The sequence below is a fragment of the Amycolatopsis arida genome, from assembly GCF_900115565.1.
Classification (GTDB): Bacteria; Actinomycetota; Actinomycetes; order Mycobacteriales; family Pseudonocardiaceae; genus Yuhushiella; species Yuhushiella arida.
In genome coordinates, this window is record NZ_FOWW01000001.1 from 487860 (window position 1) to 502561 (window position 14702).

A 14702-nucleotide genomic window follows, 5' to 3' on the forward strand; every position below is an offset into this window, starting at 1 on the left:
CCATTCTCGCGCGGCCCAACGGCGAGCCGAAGGGCGCTCGATTACCCCGAGGCGCCTGCCCACCAGGGATAACCGATCAACCACTTCCTGTTACCGAGCTGCTCCGGCGTGCGATAGGTTGGTGACCGCAGTCACCCCACCGAGGAGCAGCAGCCGATGAACGATCCCGACCCCACGACGATGGTGCTCGACACGAGCAAGCCGACGATCGCCCGTGTCTACGACGCCAGTCTCGGCGGCAAGGACAACTACGAGGTCGACCGCAAGGTCTGGGCGGAGATCCAGAAGGCCGCGCCGCACCAGGGCGCGGTCAGCCGGATGAACCGGCGCTGGCTGATCCGGGTGGTCCGCTACCTCGCCGACGAGGTCGGGATCGACCAGTTCCTCGACCTCGGCAGCGGGCTGCCCACCGCCGAGAACACCCACCAGGTCGCGCAGTACCACGACCCCGAGGTCCGTGTCGTCTACGTCGACATCGACCCCGTCTGCAACGTCCACGGACGAGCGCTGCTGGCGGAGAACGAGCACACCCACTTCGTCCAGGGCGACTTCACCAAGCCGGCCGAGGTGCTGGCGCACCCGGAGATCACCGGCGCGCTCGACTTCGACCGACCGATCGTGCTGATGCAGTGCGGCACCCTGCACCACGTGCCCGACGAGCAGGATCCCGTCGGCGTCATGCGGCGCTACATCGACGCGCTGGCCCCGGGCTCGCACGTGATGATCAGCCATTTCTGGGACCCGGGCGACGAGAACCCCGAGCTGCACCGGCTGGCCCGAGAGGTCGAGGAGGGCATGAGGAACCTCGGCTCGGGGTGGTGGCGCAGCCGGGAGGACATCCAGGCCATGTTCGACGACCTGGAGATGCTGCCGCCGGGCCTGGTCGAGCTCGAGGACTGGTGGCCGCTCGGCCCGAGGGTCCGCGAGATGTACCCCGAGCAGCACCTGATCCTCGGCGGCGTCGGCCGCAAGGCGTAACTCCCCCACACCGGAAACCGGAACCGGAAGGAACCATGGAACCCAGCACGCAGGAGATCCACGACAAGCTCGTCCAGGTACTCGGACAGACCAGCGAGATGTACCTGGCCACCGCGGGAGACGACATCTGGAACGCCGGCGCCTACTTCGCCGAGTTGGATCCCTTCACGCTGACCCTGGTCCTCGAGACGCACGGCACCACGCTGCGCAACCTGCGGGCCAACCCGACCGCCGCCATCGTCATCGCCCCCGCCGGGCCGTTCCAGCCCTTCCTCCAGGGCCGCGCGCGGGCCACGATCCGGGACGAGGCCGGCAAGGAGGCCACCATCGAGGCGCTGCTCCGCAAGGAACCGCAGGCCAAGCCGCTGGTGGAGGCCGGGCCGGTCGAGGCGATCGAGCTGGCCATCACCCAGTGGCGGGTCACCGACGTGCCGGCCGGGTGGTTGCCCGGCAAACACCTGACGCCGGACACGGCGCTGTCGTAGCCGACGGGCGGTGACGGTGCCCGGCCAGGCACCGTCACCGCCCGTGGAGCCGGTGCAGGCGCAGCGCCACCTGGATCTCCAGCGCCCGGTCCGGGGCCTGCCAGTCCGCGCCGAGCAGCGACGAGATCCGCTCCAGCCGCTGCGCCACCGTGTTGACGTGGACGTGCAGCCGTTCCTTGGCACGGGTGAGGTTCGCACCGGAGTCGAAGTACGCCCGCAGGGTGCCGACGAGGTCGGTGCCGCGGCGGGCGTCGTAGTCCAGCACCGGGCCCAGCGTGGCCAGGACGTAGCCGTCCAGGTCGGTGCTGTCGCCGAGCAGCTGCCCCACGAACCCCAGGTCCGCCAGCGCCGCGCCCTCCCCCACCCTGCCGAGCGCGAGCAGCGCCCGCACGCACCGTGCCGCCTCGGCCGCGGCCGCCGCCAGCGCCGCCGGCCCGCGCGCCGGCCCCGACACGCCGACCGTCACCGGGGCGTCCACGACGGACCCGAGATCGGCGGCCAGCGACCCGGCCAGCTGCGGCGACCCTCCGGCCACCAGCAACACCACCTGCTCGGCGTGCCACCCGACCAGCGTCGCGTGCCGGCGCCCGGCCATCGCCAGCCGCCGCCGGGAGACCGCGGGGCAGTGCGCGATCGCCACCAGGTGCGGGGCGGCCAGGTCGATTCCCAGCCGCCGCCCGCGGTCCAGCAGCGCGTCCGGGTTGCGGGACGGCGCGGTCAGCAGGTCGGTCAGCAACTCCCCGCGCACCTCGTCCTCGGCCTTGGCCACCGACCGGCGCAGCAGCACGAGCAGCGCCGCCACCAGCCCGGCCCGCTCGAACAACCGCCGGTCCGCGTCGCCGAGCTCGGGGCGGCCGCTGAGCGCCATGCTGCCGAGCAGCTCCGGCCCGGCGAGCATCGGGCACACCCAGTCGTCGCCGTGCCGCACCGCCCGGCCGGACGAGTGCTCCACCGCCGCGGGTGGCTCCCGCTCGGAGGCGCCCACCCTGGCCAGCTCCACTCCGTCGGTGTCGAACAGCACGATCCCGCCGTCGAGCATCGCGGCCACCTCGGCCGCCACCTCCGTGAGGTCGCCGCCGCGCAGCACCAGCGCCATCAGCCGGTCGTGCGCGTCCTCGCCACGGCGCATCTCCTCGTTGTGCGCGCTGATCGTCTCGTTCGCCCGCCGCGCCTGCTCGATCCGCTGCGCGTTGTCGATCGCGATCGCCGCGTGGTCGGCCAGCGACGACAGCAGCGCGACCTCCTCCGGGGTGAACTCCCGCCGGGCGCGGTCGGCGGCGAACAGCACCCCGATGACCTTGCGGCCGAGCGACAGCGGCACGCCGAGGATGCCGACCATGCCCTCGGCGGCGACCGCCTCGTCGATCTGGGCGGTGTGCCGGAACCGCGGGTCGGACAGGTAGTCGGCGCTGGCGTACGGGCTCGCCGTCTGCGCCACCAGCCCGCCCAGCCCCTCGCCGTACCCGATCCGCAGCCGCCGCAGCAGCGGTGACGCCGAGCCTTCCGCCACCCGCATCCGGACCGCGCCGGCCGGCTCGTCGTCGAGGCTGAGGTAGGACAGGTCCACCCGCAGCAGCATCCGGGCCCGCCGGACGATCGAGCGCAGCACCTCGTCGAGGTCGCGCAGCTTGGACAGGTCGCGCGCGGTGTCGAACAGCGCGGTGAGCTCGGCCTCGCGCCGCCGGTGCTCGGCCAGCTTGTGCCGGATCTCCAGCGCCCGCTCGGTCGCCCGCTCCACCGCCGCGCGCGCCGCGGGGTCCAGCCCCGCCGCCCGCGCGGCCACCGCGACGTGCGCCAGTCGCTCGCCGCTCGCGTCGTCGGCGAGCAGGTCGAGCAGCCGGCACACCGCGTCGGGCGCCACGTCCACCCCGGTCATTGTGGCACCCGGACCTCCTCACCCGGCGGGGTCGCGGAGGCGGACACGACGCCGGTCTCCCCGGTCAGCGACACGCCGCGGGTCTCCTTGGCGAGGGTCACGGCGACGATGGTGAGCAGACACATCCCCAGCAGGTAGAGCGACACCGGCAGGGTGCTGCCCCACGCGTCGAGCAGCGCCACCGCGATCAGCGGTGCCAGCCCGCCGGCCAGGATCGACGCCAACTGGTAGCCGATCGACGCGCCGGAGTAGCGCACCCTGGTCCCGAACAGCTCGGCGAAGAACGCGGCCTGCGGCCCGTACATCGCGCCGTGCAGCACCAGCCCGACGGTGGTGGCGACCAGGATGACGCCGAACGAGCGGGTGTCGAGCAGGGCGAAGAACACGAAGCCCCACGCGCCCATCCCGGCGGCACCGAGCAGGTACACCGTCCGCCGACCGACCACATCGGACAGCCAACCCCACCCCCGGGATGGTGGCGAAGTGGACCACCGAGCCGACCAGCACGGCGTTGAGCCCGACCGACCGGCTCAGCTCCAGCCCCTGGGTGAGGTACACGAGGATGAACGCGGTGATCACGTAGTAGGACACGTTCTCCGCCATCCTGGCGCCCATCGCGATCAGCACCTCGCGCCAGCTGTGCCGGAACACCTCCACGATCGGCGGCTTCTCCGGCTCGCCGCGCTCCCGCGCCCGCCGGGCCGCCTCGAGGAACACCGGGGACTCCGACACCGAGATCCGGATCCACAGCCCGATCACCACCAGCACCGCGGACAGCAGGAACGGGACCCGCCAACCCCAGGACATGAACGCCTCGTCGGACTGCACGGTGGCCAGCACCGCCAGCACCGCGGTGGTGAGCAGGTTTCCGCCCGGCGCGCCGCACTGCGGCCAGGACGCCCAGAAGCCGCGCCGGCTCGCGCCGCCGTGCTCGGAGACGATCAGCACCGCGCCGCCCCACTCGCCGCCCAGCGCGAAGCCCTGCACCAGCCGGAGGAAGGTGAGCAGCAGCGGGGCCGCCACCCCGATCGTGGCGTAGGTCGGCAGCAGGCCCATGGCGAACGTGGCGCCGCCCATCAGCATCAGGCTCAGCACCAGCAGCTTCTTGCGGCCGATCTTGTCGCCGAAGTGGCCGAACACCAGCCCACCGACGGGCCGCGCGGCGAAGCCGATGGCGTAGGTGGTGAACGCCAGCAGGGTGCCGGTGAGCGGGTCGGAGGTCGGGAAGAACAGCGTGTTGAACACCAGCGCCGCGGCCGCCGAGTAGAGGAAGAAGTCGTACCGCTCGATCGTGGTTCCGATCAGGCTCGCCGACACGATCTTGAGCAGGGACCGGGGCGGGGCGGTCGGGGCGGAACGGGAACTCATCGGATCACCTCGATGTCCGGTGAAGGGATCGGGTCTGTTCAGGTGGCGGTCCAGCCGCCGTCGACTGGCAGCGACGCGCCGGTGAGCGACCGGGCGTGCTCGCCGCACAGCCACAGCACCAGCGCGGCGACCTCGTCCGGCTCGATCAGCCGGCGGATCGGCGTGCGGTCCAGCAGGACGCGCTCCAGCACCTCCTCGGCCGGCAGCCGGTGCGCCCGCGCCTGCGCCTCGATCTGGTTCTCCACCAGTGGTGTGCGAACGTAGCCGGGGCTGACGCAGTTGCTGGTGACGCCGTGCGGGGCGCCCTCGACCGCGGCGACCTTCGACAGGCCCTCGAGCCCGTGCTTGGCGGCGACGTACGCGGCCTTGTACGCGCTGGCCCGCGACCCGTGCACGCTGGAGATGTTGACGATCCGGCCCCACCCCCTGGCGTACATGTGCGGCACGCACCGGCGGATGAGCAGGAACGGCGCGGTCACCATGACCTGCTGGACGCGGCTGAACACCGCGAGGGAGAACTCGGGCAGCGGCGCGACGTGTTGCAGCCCGGCGTTGTTGACCAGGACGTCGATCTCGACGGGGAGCCGCCCGATCGAGCCCGGCTCGGCCAGGTCGACCACGTGGGCCCAGCCGCCGACCTCGCCGGCCACCCGCTCGGCCGCGCCGGCGTCCCGGTCCACCACGTGCACCTTCGCGCCCGCGTCGGCGAGCAGCCGCGCGCAGGCCCGGCCGATGCCGCTGCCCGCGCCGCTGACCATGGCCGCCCGGCCGGCGAGTCCGGTGGAAGTCGGAACACTCGTCATGCGACAGGAACCTAGGTTTCCGCGCCGGGGCCGACCATGGGCTCGCCCACCACAGCGCACCGGACGGGCATGTGGCCGCCGACCATGTGTAGGCCGCGGGACCGCGCCTTCACGACCGCCGGCGGCGTGGTCGAACGCGGCGAACGAGCTCAGCTCCGAGCGGTGCGCGCGGTGGTCACGCGCGGGACGGCGTGACCGGGTCCTGGCAGCAGGATGCCGCCGGCCCGGGCGGGATCGGGACGGGTGCCCGAGCGGGCGGCACGGTGCCCACGGTCGGTGGGCGGTGACGAACGGAACTCACATGTCACGGTCGCGGCGCATCGCTGGCCTCCTTCGGTCGATGTGGCCAAGCCAACTCGAATGGACCTGTCGGAAAGGGGGGTGTCGGTTGCAGGCTGTGGAGCACTGCTCACGCCCCCTCCTCGCTGGCGCTCGTCGAAGCCGCTCGCAAGGCCGCTGTGTTGAATGGTTCGCTCGTGCGCTCGCTCACATGTCGCGGTCGGCGCGCATGGTGAGCCTCCTTTCGGGGACGGGGACACCGACGACGGGAGAAGGACGCGCGGCATGGACGGGTGGGTGCGCCGGGGCACCGGACCGCGTCACGACGCGGTGACGCGGGCTCGCGGCGAAGCAGCGCACGGGTCACCTCCGCCGCTCGTCATCCCCTGGACGCGACGGCGCCGGACCGCCGGTCGCCCGTACCGTCGCGCGTCGAGGGTAGGGATGGGGGCGACGTCAGCGTGACACGGCACGTCGAAGCTATGGAAGCGCGTTATGGTGACGATTCGTGTCGCTCCCGCGACGCGTTGCGCTCGCTGAGCCCGCGCACCGTCGCGGCGGTGCTGCTGATCGACCTCGCCGGCATCGCGGCCGGCACCCTCGGCGTCCTGGTGTCGCCGGCCCCGAGTCACCGGCACTGGCTGCTGTTCGCCCTGTTCACCGCGGTCGCGCTAGCGCACATGGCGGCCACCCGCCCCGCGGAGGAACGCCGGCGCGCCGCGCGGCTGGACCGGGGCAAGGTCGAGTTCGTCGACCAGACCAGCATGTGGTTCGGCGCCGCCGCGCTCGTGCTCCCCACGACACTGGCGACGGCGCTGGTCCTCGTCGTCCGCACCCACCGGTACTTCATCGCCCGCAAGCCACCGGGACTGTGGATCAGCACCACCGCCACGATCGTGCTCGCCGTCGTCGGCGTCGGCGTGACGCGGGACCTGCTCGGCGGCGCGGCGTGGCTCACCGCGACCCCGCCGGCCGACTCCGCCGGCGGTGCGCACGCCGTGCTGGTGATGCTCGCCGCGGTGGTCGTGTACTTCCTGGCGGAGGCGGTACCGATCGGCGTGTACCGCGGTCTCCGCTGGGGCCGGTGGCGGCTGGCGGACACCATCGGCACCTGGGAGGACAACAAGCTTCTCGGGCACACGCTCCTGCTGGCGATGGCCACGGCACTGGTCGCCGCGGTGGCACCGCTCGGGCTGCTCGGCATGCTCGCGGTCGCCGTCCGGGAGACCCGCACGGTCGGCCGGATCACCGCGTTGGAGGTCGAGCGCGAGCGGCTGCGAATCGACGCGCTCACCGATCCGTTGACCGGCCTGCCCAACCGGCGCGGGTTCACGCCACTGGCCACCGCCGCCGTGGAGGTCGACCGCGCGAGCGGGCGGCCGACCAGCATGCTCATGCTGGACCTCGACCACTTCAAGGGCTGGAACACCCGGCTCGGCCATCCCGGCGCGGACAGGGTGCTGCAGGCGGTCGCCTCGGTGCTGCGCCGGCAGACCCGGCACGGCGACCTGCTGGCCAGGATGGGCGGCGAGGAGATGGCCGTCCTGCTCCCCGGCACCGGCGCCGGCGCGGCCACCGAGGTCGCGGAACGCATCCGGCGGGCGGTCGAGTCGCTGGACACCGAGATCACCAAGCCCGCGGGCGGTGCGCCGGTGCGGCTGGGGCGGCACGGCGTGCCCGCCTGCACCGCGTCGATCGGGGTGGCCACCGCACCGCCGAGCGCCCCACGCGCGTCGGCCCTGGCGGCGCTGGAACGGCTCTCCGACTCGGCGCTGGAACTGGCCAAGCGCCGGGGCCGCAACCAGGTCGTCGCCGTCCGCACCCCGAGCGCGGGATCAGCGCCGCGGGAGCAGGCGGCGCCACCAGGACCGCCGGGACGCTGACCGCGCGGGGCGCTCCGGTTCCGGCGGTGGTTGCGGTGGTGGTTGCGGTGGTGGTTGCGGTGGTCGTGGCCGGTTCGCGCGCCACCGTTCGACCACCTGCTCGACGTCCACCGGTCCCACGGCGACCCGGGGGCCGCTCGGCGCCCGCAGCCACTCGAGGATCCGCTCGTTGAGCTCCCGCGCGGCGGCCCGCACCTGGTCCTCGGAGCGCAACCGCGCGACGGTGGCCGGCAGCCGCTCGATCTCCTTGCGCAGCCGCAGCGGGGTGGGCAGCAACCCCTCGGCCGGCAGGCCCTCCCTGCGCAGGTAGTTCCGCAGCCACCACTGCTCCTCGGGGGGCCGGCCCGCGCCGGGCAGCGGCTTGCCGGCCCCGGGCAGGTCGTCCAGCTCGCCGCGCTCGGCCGCCGCGCGGATCTGCCGCTCGACCCACGACTCGAACTCCACACCCGGTGGTTTGCGCTCGGTCATCGCCAGACCCCCACGGCTCGACATCGTCGTGATACGAGCGTATCACGACGATGTCGTCGGACGAAGAGTTGCCGGACGCAGCCGCCGACGAGACACGAACTGTCGGAGCCCGCCGCTACCTTTCCTTCCATGACCCCGAATCCCGTTCCCCGCCGCCGTACCACCCGGCTGGCGAGAGTGATCACCGCCGTACTGGGGCTGCTCGGCCTCGTCGCGGCGACCGTGCCGACCGCGCCGCCCGCCACCGCGCACCCGCTGCCCTGGAGCGGCTCCTGGGTGGCGGCCGTCCAGGAACCGAGCGTCCCGCCGTGGGGCACGCCCAACTGGTCCGTCGAGGGCTTCACGGACCAGTCCGTCCGCCAGGTCGTGCGCACCAGCACCGGTGGGGTGGCGCCGCGCATCCGGTTGGCCAACACGTACGGCGACACACCACTCCGGCTCACCGGCGCCAGCGTCGGCAAGGCCGGCGACGGCGCGGCCGTTCACCCCGGCACGCTGCGCCCGGTGACGTTCCGCGGCTCGCTCTCGGCCACCGTGCCGGCCGGCGCCGAGCTGACCAGCGATCCCGTTCCACTCCCGGTCGCGCCGCTGGAGCGGCTGTCGATCACGCTCTACTTCGCGACCCCGACCGGCCCGGCGACCTTCCACGAGCGGGCCACCGCCACCAGCTACCGCGCCCGCGGTGACCACCGGTTCGACCGGAGTGCCGCCGCGTTCACCGAGACCAGCGAGTCGTGGTACTTCCTCAGCGGCGTGGAGGTCGTGGCCCCCGGTGGCCGCGACGCCGTGGCGACGTTCGGTGACTCGATCACGGACGGGGTGGGCTCGACCGTCGACGCCGACAACCGCTACCCCGACGAGTTGGCCGAGCGGCTCGTCGCCGCGCGTCGGCCACTGGCCGTGCTCAACGCCGGGATCAGTGGGAACCGGGTGCTCAACGACTCGACGTGTTTCGGTGAGGACGCGCTGAGCCGGTTCCACCGCGACGTGCTCGACGAGCCACGGGTCCGGACGGTGATCGTCCTCGAGGGCATCAACGACATCCTGTTCAGCGAGTTCGGTACCGAGCCCTGCATGCTGCCGAATCCCGAGGTCAGCGCGCGCGAGCTGATCGAGGGCCATCGGGCGCTGATCCGCGACGCGAAGGCCCGCGGGGTGAAGGTCGTCGGAGCCACGCTGCTGCCGGTGCAGGGCGAGTTCGTCGACAGCCCACGCGTGGAGGCGGTCCGGGACGAGTTCAACACGTGGCTGCGCACCAGCGGCGAGTACGACGCGGTGGTCGACCTCGACCGGGTGATGGCCGATCCCACCGACCCGGATCGGATGAACCCCGCCTACGACTCCGGTGACGGGATCCACCCGAACGACGCCGGCATGCGCGCCATGGCCGAAGCCATCGACCTCGACACGCTGTGATCCGGGAGGTGCCCCGTCGAGTCGGCGGGCACCTCCCCGCAGGGTCGCACCACACGTCACCAGGGGTCGAGGTACCGAGAGAGGGCCGACATCGGGTTGTCCAGTTTGTCCACGGTGGACGGCTTGGGCCGGGGAGGGACTCACCCAGGCGCCACGGTCACCCGGCCGGACTCCCGGTGTGCTGCCGGACCAGTCGTCACTCCGGTTCGCGCAGGACGCCGGCGACGACCGTGGCCACCACGGCGCGGACGGCGCCGGCCTCCGGTGGCGTGCCCTTCCGGTCGGCGAAGAGCAGGTGCCCGGCCCCGATCAGCGTGGGAGCGAGTGTGTCGACGTCGGCGTCCGCCGCGACGCGGCCCAGGTCCCGCTCCGCGCGAAGGTAGTCGGCGATCATGGCCGCGGCGTCCGTCAGCACCGGGACGCCGGCCGGCCAGGTCTCGCGCAGCCGGGCACGCAGCTCGTCCCGGAAGGTGACGAGGGCGACCATCGCCACGGCGACCGAGGAGAACAGTGCCGTCAGCGCGCCGGCGACGTTGTCGACGACCGTGCCGGCGCCCGCGGCCTCGCGCAGGGCGGCCGCCTGGGCGTCGACCCGGTCGACGCGGTCGAGCACGAGCTCGACGAGGAAGGCGTCGAAGTCGTCGAAGTGCCGGTGCAGGACTCCCTTGGCGCAGCCCGCCTCCGTGGTGACCGCCCGGCTGGTGAGCGCGCTCGGCCCGTCCTGGAGCAGGACACGCTCGGCGGCGTCGAAGAGCTGCCGCCGCGCCTCGCGGAGGGCCACCCCTGTCGGCACCGCGCGTTGCTCCTTCCGCTCCGCCGGTCCGCGACCGGACTCGCCTCGTTGAGTGGGCACGTGCCCACGAAGGGTAGAGTGGGCGCATGCCCACTTTACCGTCGGAGCGCCCGCCCGAGAACGAGCCCCACCGGCACCGGCAGATGGCGGAGTCGTTCGGCGTGGACCCCGAGCGCTACGACCGGACTCGCCCTCGCTATCCCGATGCCATGGTGCGGCGGATCGTCACCGCGAGCCCCGACCCCGACGTCCTCGACGTCGGCTGCGGCACCGGTATCGCCGCCCGGCAGTTCCAAGCCGCCGGCTGCCGGGTGCTGGGCGTCGAGCCCGACGCGCGGATGGCCGAGTTCGCCCGCCACACCGGGGTCGAGGTGGAGGTGGCGACGTTCGAGGCCTGGGAGCCCGCCGGCCGGGACTTCGCCGCGGTCGTCGCCGGGCAGACCTGGCACTGGGTGGACCCTGCCGCCGGGACGGCCAAGGCGGCCAGCGTGCTGCGGCCCGGCGGCCGGCTGGCCGTGTTCTGGAACGTGGACCAACCACCGCCCGACCTGGCGGACGCCCTCGCCGCGGCCTACCAGCGGGTGCTGCCCGACTCTCCGGTCGACCCGCGGGCACCGGCGAAGGACCCCCTGGGCGGGTACCAGGTGATGTTCGCCGGGGCCGCCGACGCGATCCGGGAGTCGGGCGGGTTCGGCGAGCCGGAGCGGTGGCGGTTCGACTGGGAGCGGACCTGCACCCGGGACGAGTGGCTGGATCAACTGCCCACGTCCGGCGTCCTCACCCGGCTCCCCCCGGACGTGTTGGCCGCGCTGCTGGAGCCCGTCGGGGCCGCCGTCGACGCCATGGGCGGCCGCTTCACGATGCGTTGCACCACGGTGGCGGTCACCGCGGCACGCAATCGACGTCACCTGGCCCCACGTCGTCGTCAGTAGACAGAGACCCGGCAGGCGCGTGGCCCAGGGTCGCCTTCGGTACCGCGGGTGTACCCACGGCCACCTCGGGCTCGCGGGTGACCCACCTACCGCTGGTGCCTGGTGATGCCGGCGATCGCGCGGACCACGGCCATGCACCGGTCCTCGACGTAGTCCAGGCCGGCCTCCTCGGCGATGCGGCGTGCCTCGGCGGACACGATGCCCTGCTGCAGCCACAACGCCCTAGCCCCGATGCGCACGGCCTGCCTGGCGATCTCCGGCGCCTCCGCGGCGGGCCGGAACACCTCGACGACGTCCACCGGCCCCGGAACGTCCACCAGCGACCGGTACGCCTTCTCCCCCAGCACCGACTCCGCGCTCGGGTGCACGGGCACCACCCGGAAGCCGGCAGCCTGCAGCGCCGCCGGCACGGAGTGCGCCGCCTTCTCCGGGTGCTGGCTCAGCCCCACCACGGCGATCGTCGTCGCCTCGCGCAACACCCGTTCCGCCACGTCGGTCATCCGACTCCACCTCCCGTTCCCGGCGCCACCGTCCACAGCGCCCTCACCGGGGTCAGCGCCGGCACCGCCCTCCGCATTCCCGAACGGACCCGGACGGCCAGCTAGGAGGCGACCTCGCGCCGGTACCAGCGGGGCGAGGTGTTCAACGGCGGCCGCAGCGCCGCCTCCACCACCAGCACCGTCGGCTCGTCGGCCCGGCTGAACTCCCGCAGCAGCCGCCGGAACGCCCTGCCGAACCCCTCCACCCGGTCGGCGTACACCCCGAACGACCGGGCCAGCGCGACGAAGTTCGGCGTCGTCAGGTCCACCCCCCGGTGCGGCAACCCCGCCTGGCTCTGGTCGAACCGCAGCATCCCGTACCCGCCGTCGTCCACGACCACCACGGTCACCGGCAGGTTCTCCTGCGCGGCCGTGGCCAACTCGCCACAGCAGTAGAGGAAGCCGCCGTCCCCGCTGACACACACCGCGCGCCCCACGCGGGACGCCGCGACCCCGAGTGCCGCCGGGAACCCGAACCCGAGCGTGCCCCACCCCATCGGGTACGCCAGCCGCCGCGGCCCGGGCACCCGGTGGAATCCGCCGATCCAGTACCCGGCCACGCACATGTCCGACACCAGCACCGCGCCGTCCGGCAGGGTCTCCTGCAACGCGGCCAGGAACTCCGCCGCCTGCGGCTCCTCCTGCCGCACCCGCCGCCGCACCCGCGCCTCGATCCGGTCCAGCCGCTCGGTCAGCCGCGGCAGCCCTGGTCGCTGCGGCATCCCGTCGACCAGGTCGGCCACCACCCCCTTGGCGTCGCCGACCAGGGTGACGTCCGGCCGGTAGTTCTTCGCCGCGTCGGCGGCGTCGATGTTCACCGCGATCAGCGTCGGCGGCCGCGGCATCCGCCAGTTCTGCGTCATCAGCCCGTCGAAGTCGGTCCCGACGGCGAGCACCACGTCGGCCTCGTCCCACAGCTCCCCCACCTCCGGCGCGTGCACCGGGTTCGGCGCGAGGCACGGATGGTCGGGAGGGACGAGCCCGCGGGCGGAGAAGGTGGTGACGATCGGCGCGGCCAACCGCTCGGCCAGTGCGCCCACCACCGGCCCCGCCCCCGCGCGTAGCGCCCCTCCCCCGGCCCAGATCAGCGGCCGCGCCGCCCCGGTCAACGTGGTGCGGGCGCGGTCGAACGCGGTGACGTCGAGCGCCGGGATCCGCTCGGTGCCCTCCTGCTCGGGCAGCCGGGCCGCCCGCTGCACCAGGAAGTCCGTGGGGATGCCGAGGTACACCGGCCCGCTCTGCGGCGCCGTCGACACCCGCGCGGCGCGCAGCACCGCGGGGGCGATCTCGCCGGCCGACTCGACGGTGAGCGCCGCCTTGGTGACCGGCGCGAACAGCGCGCGCTGGTCGCTGGACTCGTGCAGCACCCCGCGCACCATCCCGGGCCGGCGCAGGGTGGACGCGATGTCGGTGGCGATGACCAGCACCGGGCTGGCCGACGCCATGGCCTCGCCCACCGCGCCCAGCGTGTTGGCGGCCCCCGGCCCGGTGGTGACGATCGCCACGCCGAGCTTGCCGGTGGCCCTGGCGTAACCGTCGGCCGCGTAGCCGGCGGCCTGCTCGTGCCGGACGCCGATCAGCCGGATGCCGGTGGAGTCGATCGCGTCCCAGATCGGCAGGTTGTGCACGCCGGGGAGGCCGAACGCCACCTCCACGCCGAGCTCGACCAGTGCGTCGACGAGATGCTGCGCTCCGCTGTCCGGCACGTCCGCCACGATACGAAGGGTCCCACCCCCCGCCAAGGGGACCCTCGGCCGATGCGGTGCGGCCGGTGCCCGCCACGCCCCGCGAACCGCTCGAAGGGTCACCTCGTCGTGGTCAGGGTGATCTCGCACCGGCCAGCCGCATAGAGTCCACTATGGATGGAACGGACACTCACCACTGGGGCGGCAGCACCTCCGCCGGTGGTGGCGGCCCCGGCGGCGCGCCGTCGCCGAACGGCCGGCCGCCCAGCTCCTCCCGGCCGTGCGGGGTGGCCCACTCCGCCAGGACCGGCCCGTTCGGCACGATCCCGGTCGGGTTGACGTTGCCGTGCACCACGTAGTAGTGCCGCTTGATGTGGTCGAAGTCGACCGTGTCGCCAAAGCCGGGTGTCTGGAAGAGGTCGCGGGCGTAGGCCCACAGCACGGGTAGCTCGGCGAGCTTGTGCCGATTGCACTTGAAGTGCCCGTGGTAGACCGGGTCGAACCGGACCAGCGTGGTGAACAGCCGGATGTCGGCCTCGGTGATGGTGTCGCCCACCAGGTAGCGCCGGTCGGCCAGCCGCTCGGACAGCTCGTCGAGGCAGGTGAACAGCCGCCGGTACGCGTCGTCGTAGGCGGACTGCGTGGTGGCGAACCCGGCCTCGTACACGGCGGCGTTCACGTCGGCGTAGACCCGGGCGTTCACCGCGTCGATCTCGTCCCGCAGTGGCTCGGGGTAGAGGTCCGGTGCGCCGGGCCGCTGGTGGGCCGTCCACTCGGTCTCGAGGTCCAGGGTGATCCGCGGGACGTCGTTGGTCACCACCTTGCCGCTGGGCACGTCGACGATCGCCGGCACGCTGATCCCGCCGTCGTAGGTCGGGTCGGCCTTCGCGTAGGCCTCGGCGAGGTAGCGGATGCCCAGCACCGGGTCGACGTCACCGGGGTCGAGGGTGAACCGCCAACTCTTCTCGTCCTGGATCGGGTCGGCCACCGCGACCGGCAACGCGGCCTCCAGCCCGAGCAGCCGGCGCACCACCAGCGCCCGGCTGGCCCACGGACAGGCGCGGCTGACCACCAGCCGGTAGCGGCCCGGCTCCACCGGCCACCCGTCGGCACCGTCGGCGGTGATCCGGTCGGTGAAGTGGAACGGCGAGCGGACGAACTTCCCGGTCTCCGGATCGGTTCCCTGCACCATGTTCC

The 14702-nt window shown here is 73.4% G+C and carries 12 protein-coding genes and 1 pseudogene; 5 read left to right on the forward strand and 8 right to left on the reverse strand.

From position 1 onward, the window contains the following. Positions 1 to 156: 156 nt before the first annotated feature. Together BM051_RS02355 and BM051_RS02360 are read left to right on the forward strand one after the other, a co-directional pair. A complete protein-coding gene (locus BM051_RS02355) occupies positions 157 to 978 on the forward strand; it encodes an SAM-dependent methyltransferase (protein WP_092527197.1) in 822 nt (273 codons plus the stop codon). A gap of 35 nt (positions 979 to 1013) precedes the next feature. Further along, entirely contained in the window at positions 1014 to 1463 is a 450-nt protein-coding gene (locus tag BM051_RS02360) for a pyridoxamine 5'-phosphate oxidase family protein (RefSeq protein WP_092527200.1), read from the forward strand. Positions 1464 to 1497: 34 nt separating this feature from the next. On the opposite strand, the gene BM051_RS02365 is transcribed toward BM051_RS02360, so the two are convergent. The 3 genes and pseudogenes from BM051_RS02365 to BM051_RS02375 form a co-directional block, all read right to left on the reverse strand. Further along, complete coding sequence (locus BM051_RS02365) at positions 1498 to 3339, reverse strand: helix-turn-helix domain-containing protein (RefSeq protein WP_092527203.1); 1842 nt, start codon at positions 3337 to 3339, stop codon at positions 1498 to 1500. Beyond that, a pseudogene (locus BM051_RS02370) lies at positions 3336 to 4707 on the reverse strand (MFS transporter). Before BM051_RS02370 ends, BM051_RS02365 begins: the two are co-directional and overlap by 4 nt. Before the next feature lie 38 nt (positions 4708 to 4745). Further along, the gene (locus BM051_RS02375) at positions 4746 to 5510 is read right to left on the reverse strand and encodes a 3-hydroxybutyrate dehydrogenase (RefSeq protein WP_092527206.1); all 765 of its coding nucleotides are present in this window, start codon (positions 5508 to 5510) and stop codon (positions 4746 to 4748) included. An 839-nt stretch (positions 5511 to 6349) separates the two neighbouring features. Here BM051_RS02375 and BM051_RS02380 point away from each other — a divergent pair. Continuing rightward, positions 6350 to 7672, forward strand: coding sequence for a GGDEF domain-containing protein (locus BM051_RS02380; protein WP_166677698.1), 1323 nt, complete (start codon positions 6350 to 6352; stop codon positions 7670 to 7672). On the opposite strand, the gene BM051_RS02385 is transcribed toward BM051_RS02380, so the two are convergent. Continuing rightward, positions 7625 to 8140, reverse strand: coding sequence for a DnaJ family domain-containing protein (locus BM051_RS02385; protein WP_177216877.1), 516 nt, complete (start codon positions 8138 to 8140; stop codon positions 7625 to 7627). The genes BM051_RS02380 and BM051_RS02385 overlap by 48 nt on opposite strands. 129 nt (positions 8141 to 8269) lie before the next feature. Here BM051_RS02385 and BM051_RS02390 point away from each other — a divergent pair, with 129 nt between their 5' ends. Further along, positions 8270 to 9556 (forward strand): SGNH/GDSL hydrolase family protein, encoded by a 1287-nt coding sequence (locus tag BM051_RS02390; protein ID WP_092527215.1) that lies wholly within the window; start codon positions 8270 to 8272, stop codon positions 9554 to 9556. Between the two features lie 196 nt (positions 9557 to 9752). On the opposite strand, the gene BM051_RS02395 is transcribed toward BM051_RS02390, so the two are convergent. After that, positions 9753 to 10349: a TetR/AcrR family transcriptional regulator gene (locus BM051_RS02395; RefSeq protein ID WP_092527218.1), complete on the reverse strand. Its 597-nt coding sequence runs from the start codon at positions 10347 to 10349 to the stop codon at positions 9753 to 9755. Between the two features lie 143 nt (positions 10350 to 10492). Here BM051_RS02395 and BM051_RS02400 point away from each other — a divergent pair, with 143 nt between their 5' ends. Beyond that, positions 10493 to 11281 (forward strand): class I SAM-dependent methyltransferase, encoded by a 789-nt coding sequence (locus BM051_RS02400; RefSeq protein ID WP_208325950.1) that lies wholly within the window; start codon positions 10493 to 10495, stop codon positions 11279 to 11281. A gap of 86 nt (positions 11282 to 11367) precedes the next feature. On the opposite strand, the gene BM051_RS02405 is transcribed toward BM051_RS02400, so the two are convergent. The 3 genes from BM051_RS02405 to BM051_RS02415 form a co-directional block, all read right to left on the reverse strand. Beyond that, positions 11368 to 11781, reverse strand: a complete 414-nt coding sequence (locus BM051_RS02405) for a CoA-binding protein (protein ID WP_092527224.1) — start codon at positions 11779 to 11781, stop codon at positions 11368 to 11370. 101 nt (positions 11782 to 11882) lie between these two features. Next, positions 11883 to 13526, reverse strand: coding sequence for a thiamine pyrophosphate-binding protein (locus BM051_RS02410; RefSeq protein WP_092528415.1), 1644 nt, complete (start codon positions 13524 to 13526; stop codon positions 11883 to 11885). Positions 13527 to 13695: 169 nt separating this feature from the next. After that, complete coding sequence (locus BM051_RS02415) at positions 13696 to 14697, reverse strand: glutathione S-transferase family protein (protein ID WP_092527227.1); 1002 nt, start codon at positions 14695 to 14697, stop codon at positions 13696 to 13698. Between the last annotated feature and the right edge of the window lie 5 nt (positions 14698 to 14702).

Coding starts and splice junctions, on each gene's coding strand:
- BM051_RS02355 (WP_092527197.1), top strand. CDS start 157: ATGAACGATCCCGACCCCACGACGATGGTGCTCGACACGAGCAAGCCG.
- BM051_RS02360 (WP_092527200.1), top strand. CDS start 1,014: ATGGAACCCAGCACGCAGGAGATCCACGACAAGCTCGTCCAGGTACTC.
- BM051_RS02365 (WP_092527203.1), bottom strand. CDS start 3,339: ATGACCGGGGTGGACGTGGCGCCCGACGCGGTGTGCCGGCTGCTCGAC.
- BM051_RS02375 (WP_092527206.1), bottom strand. CDS start 5,510: ATGACGAGTGTTCCGACTTCCACCGGACTCGCCGGCCGGGCGGCCATG.
- BM051_RS02385 (WP_177216877.1), bottom strand. CDS start 8,140: ATGACCGAGCGCAAACCACCGGGTGTGGAGTTCGAGTCGTGGGTCGAG.
- BM051_RS02390 (WP_092527215.1), top strand. CDS start 8,270: ATGACCCCGAATCCCGTTCCCCGCCGCCGTACCACCCGGCTGGCGAGA.
- BM051_RS02400 (WP_208325950.1), top strand. CDS start 10,493: ATGGCGGAGTCGTTCGGCGTGGACCCCGAGCGCTACGACCGGACTCGC.
- BM051_RS02405 (WP_092527224.1), bottom strand. CDS start 11,781: ATGACCGACGTGGCGGAACGGGTGTTGCGCGAGGCGACGACGATCGCC.
- BM051_RS02415 (WP_092527227.1), bottom strand. CDS start 14,697: ATGGTGCAGGGAACCGATCCGGAGACCGGGAAGTTCGTCCGCTCGCCG.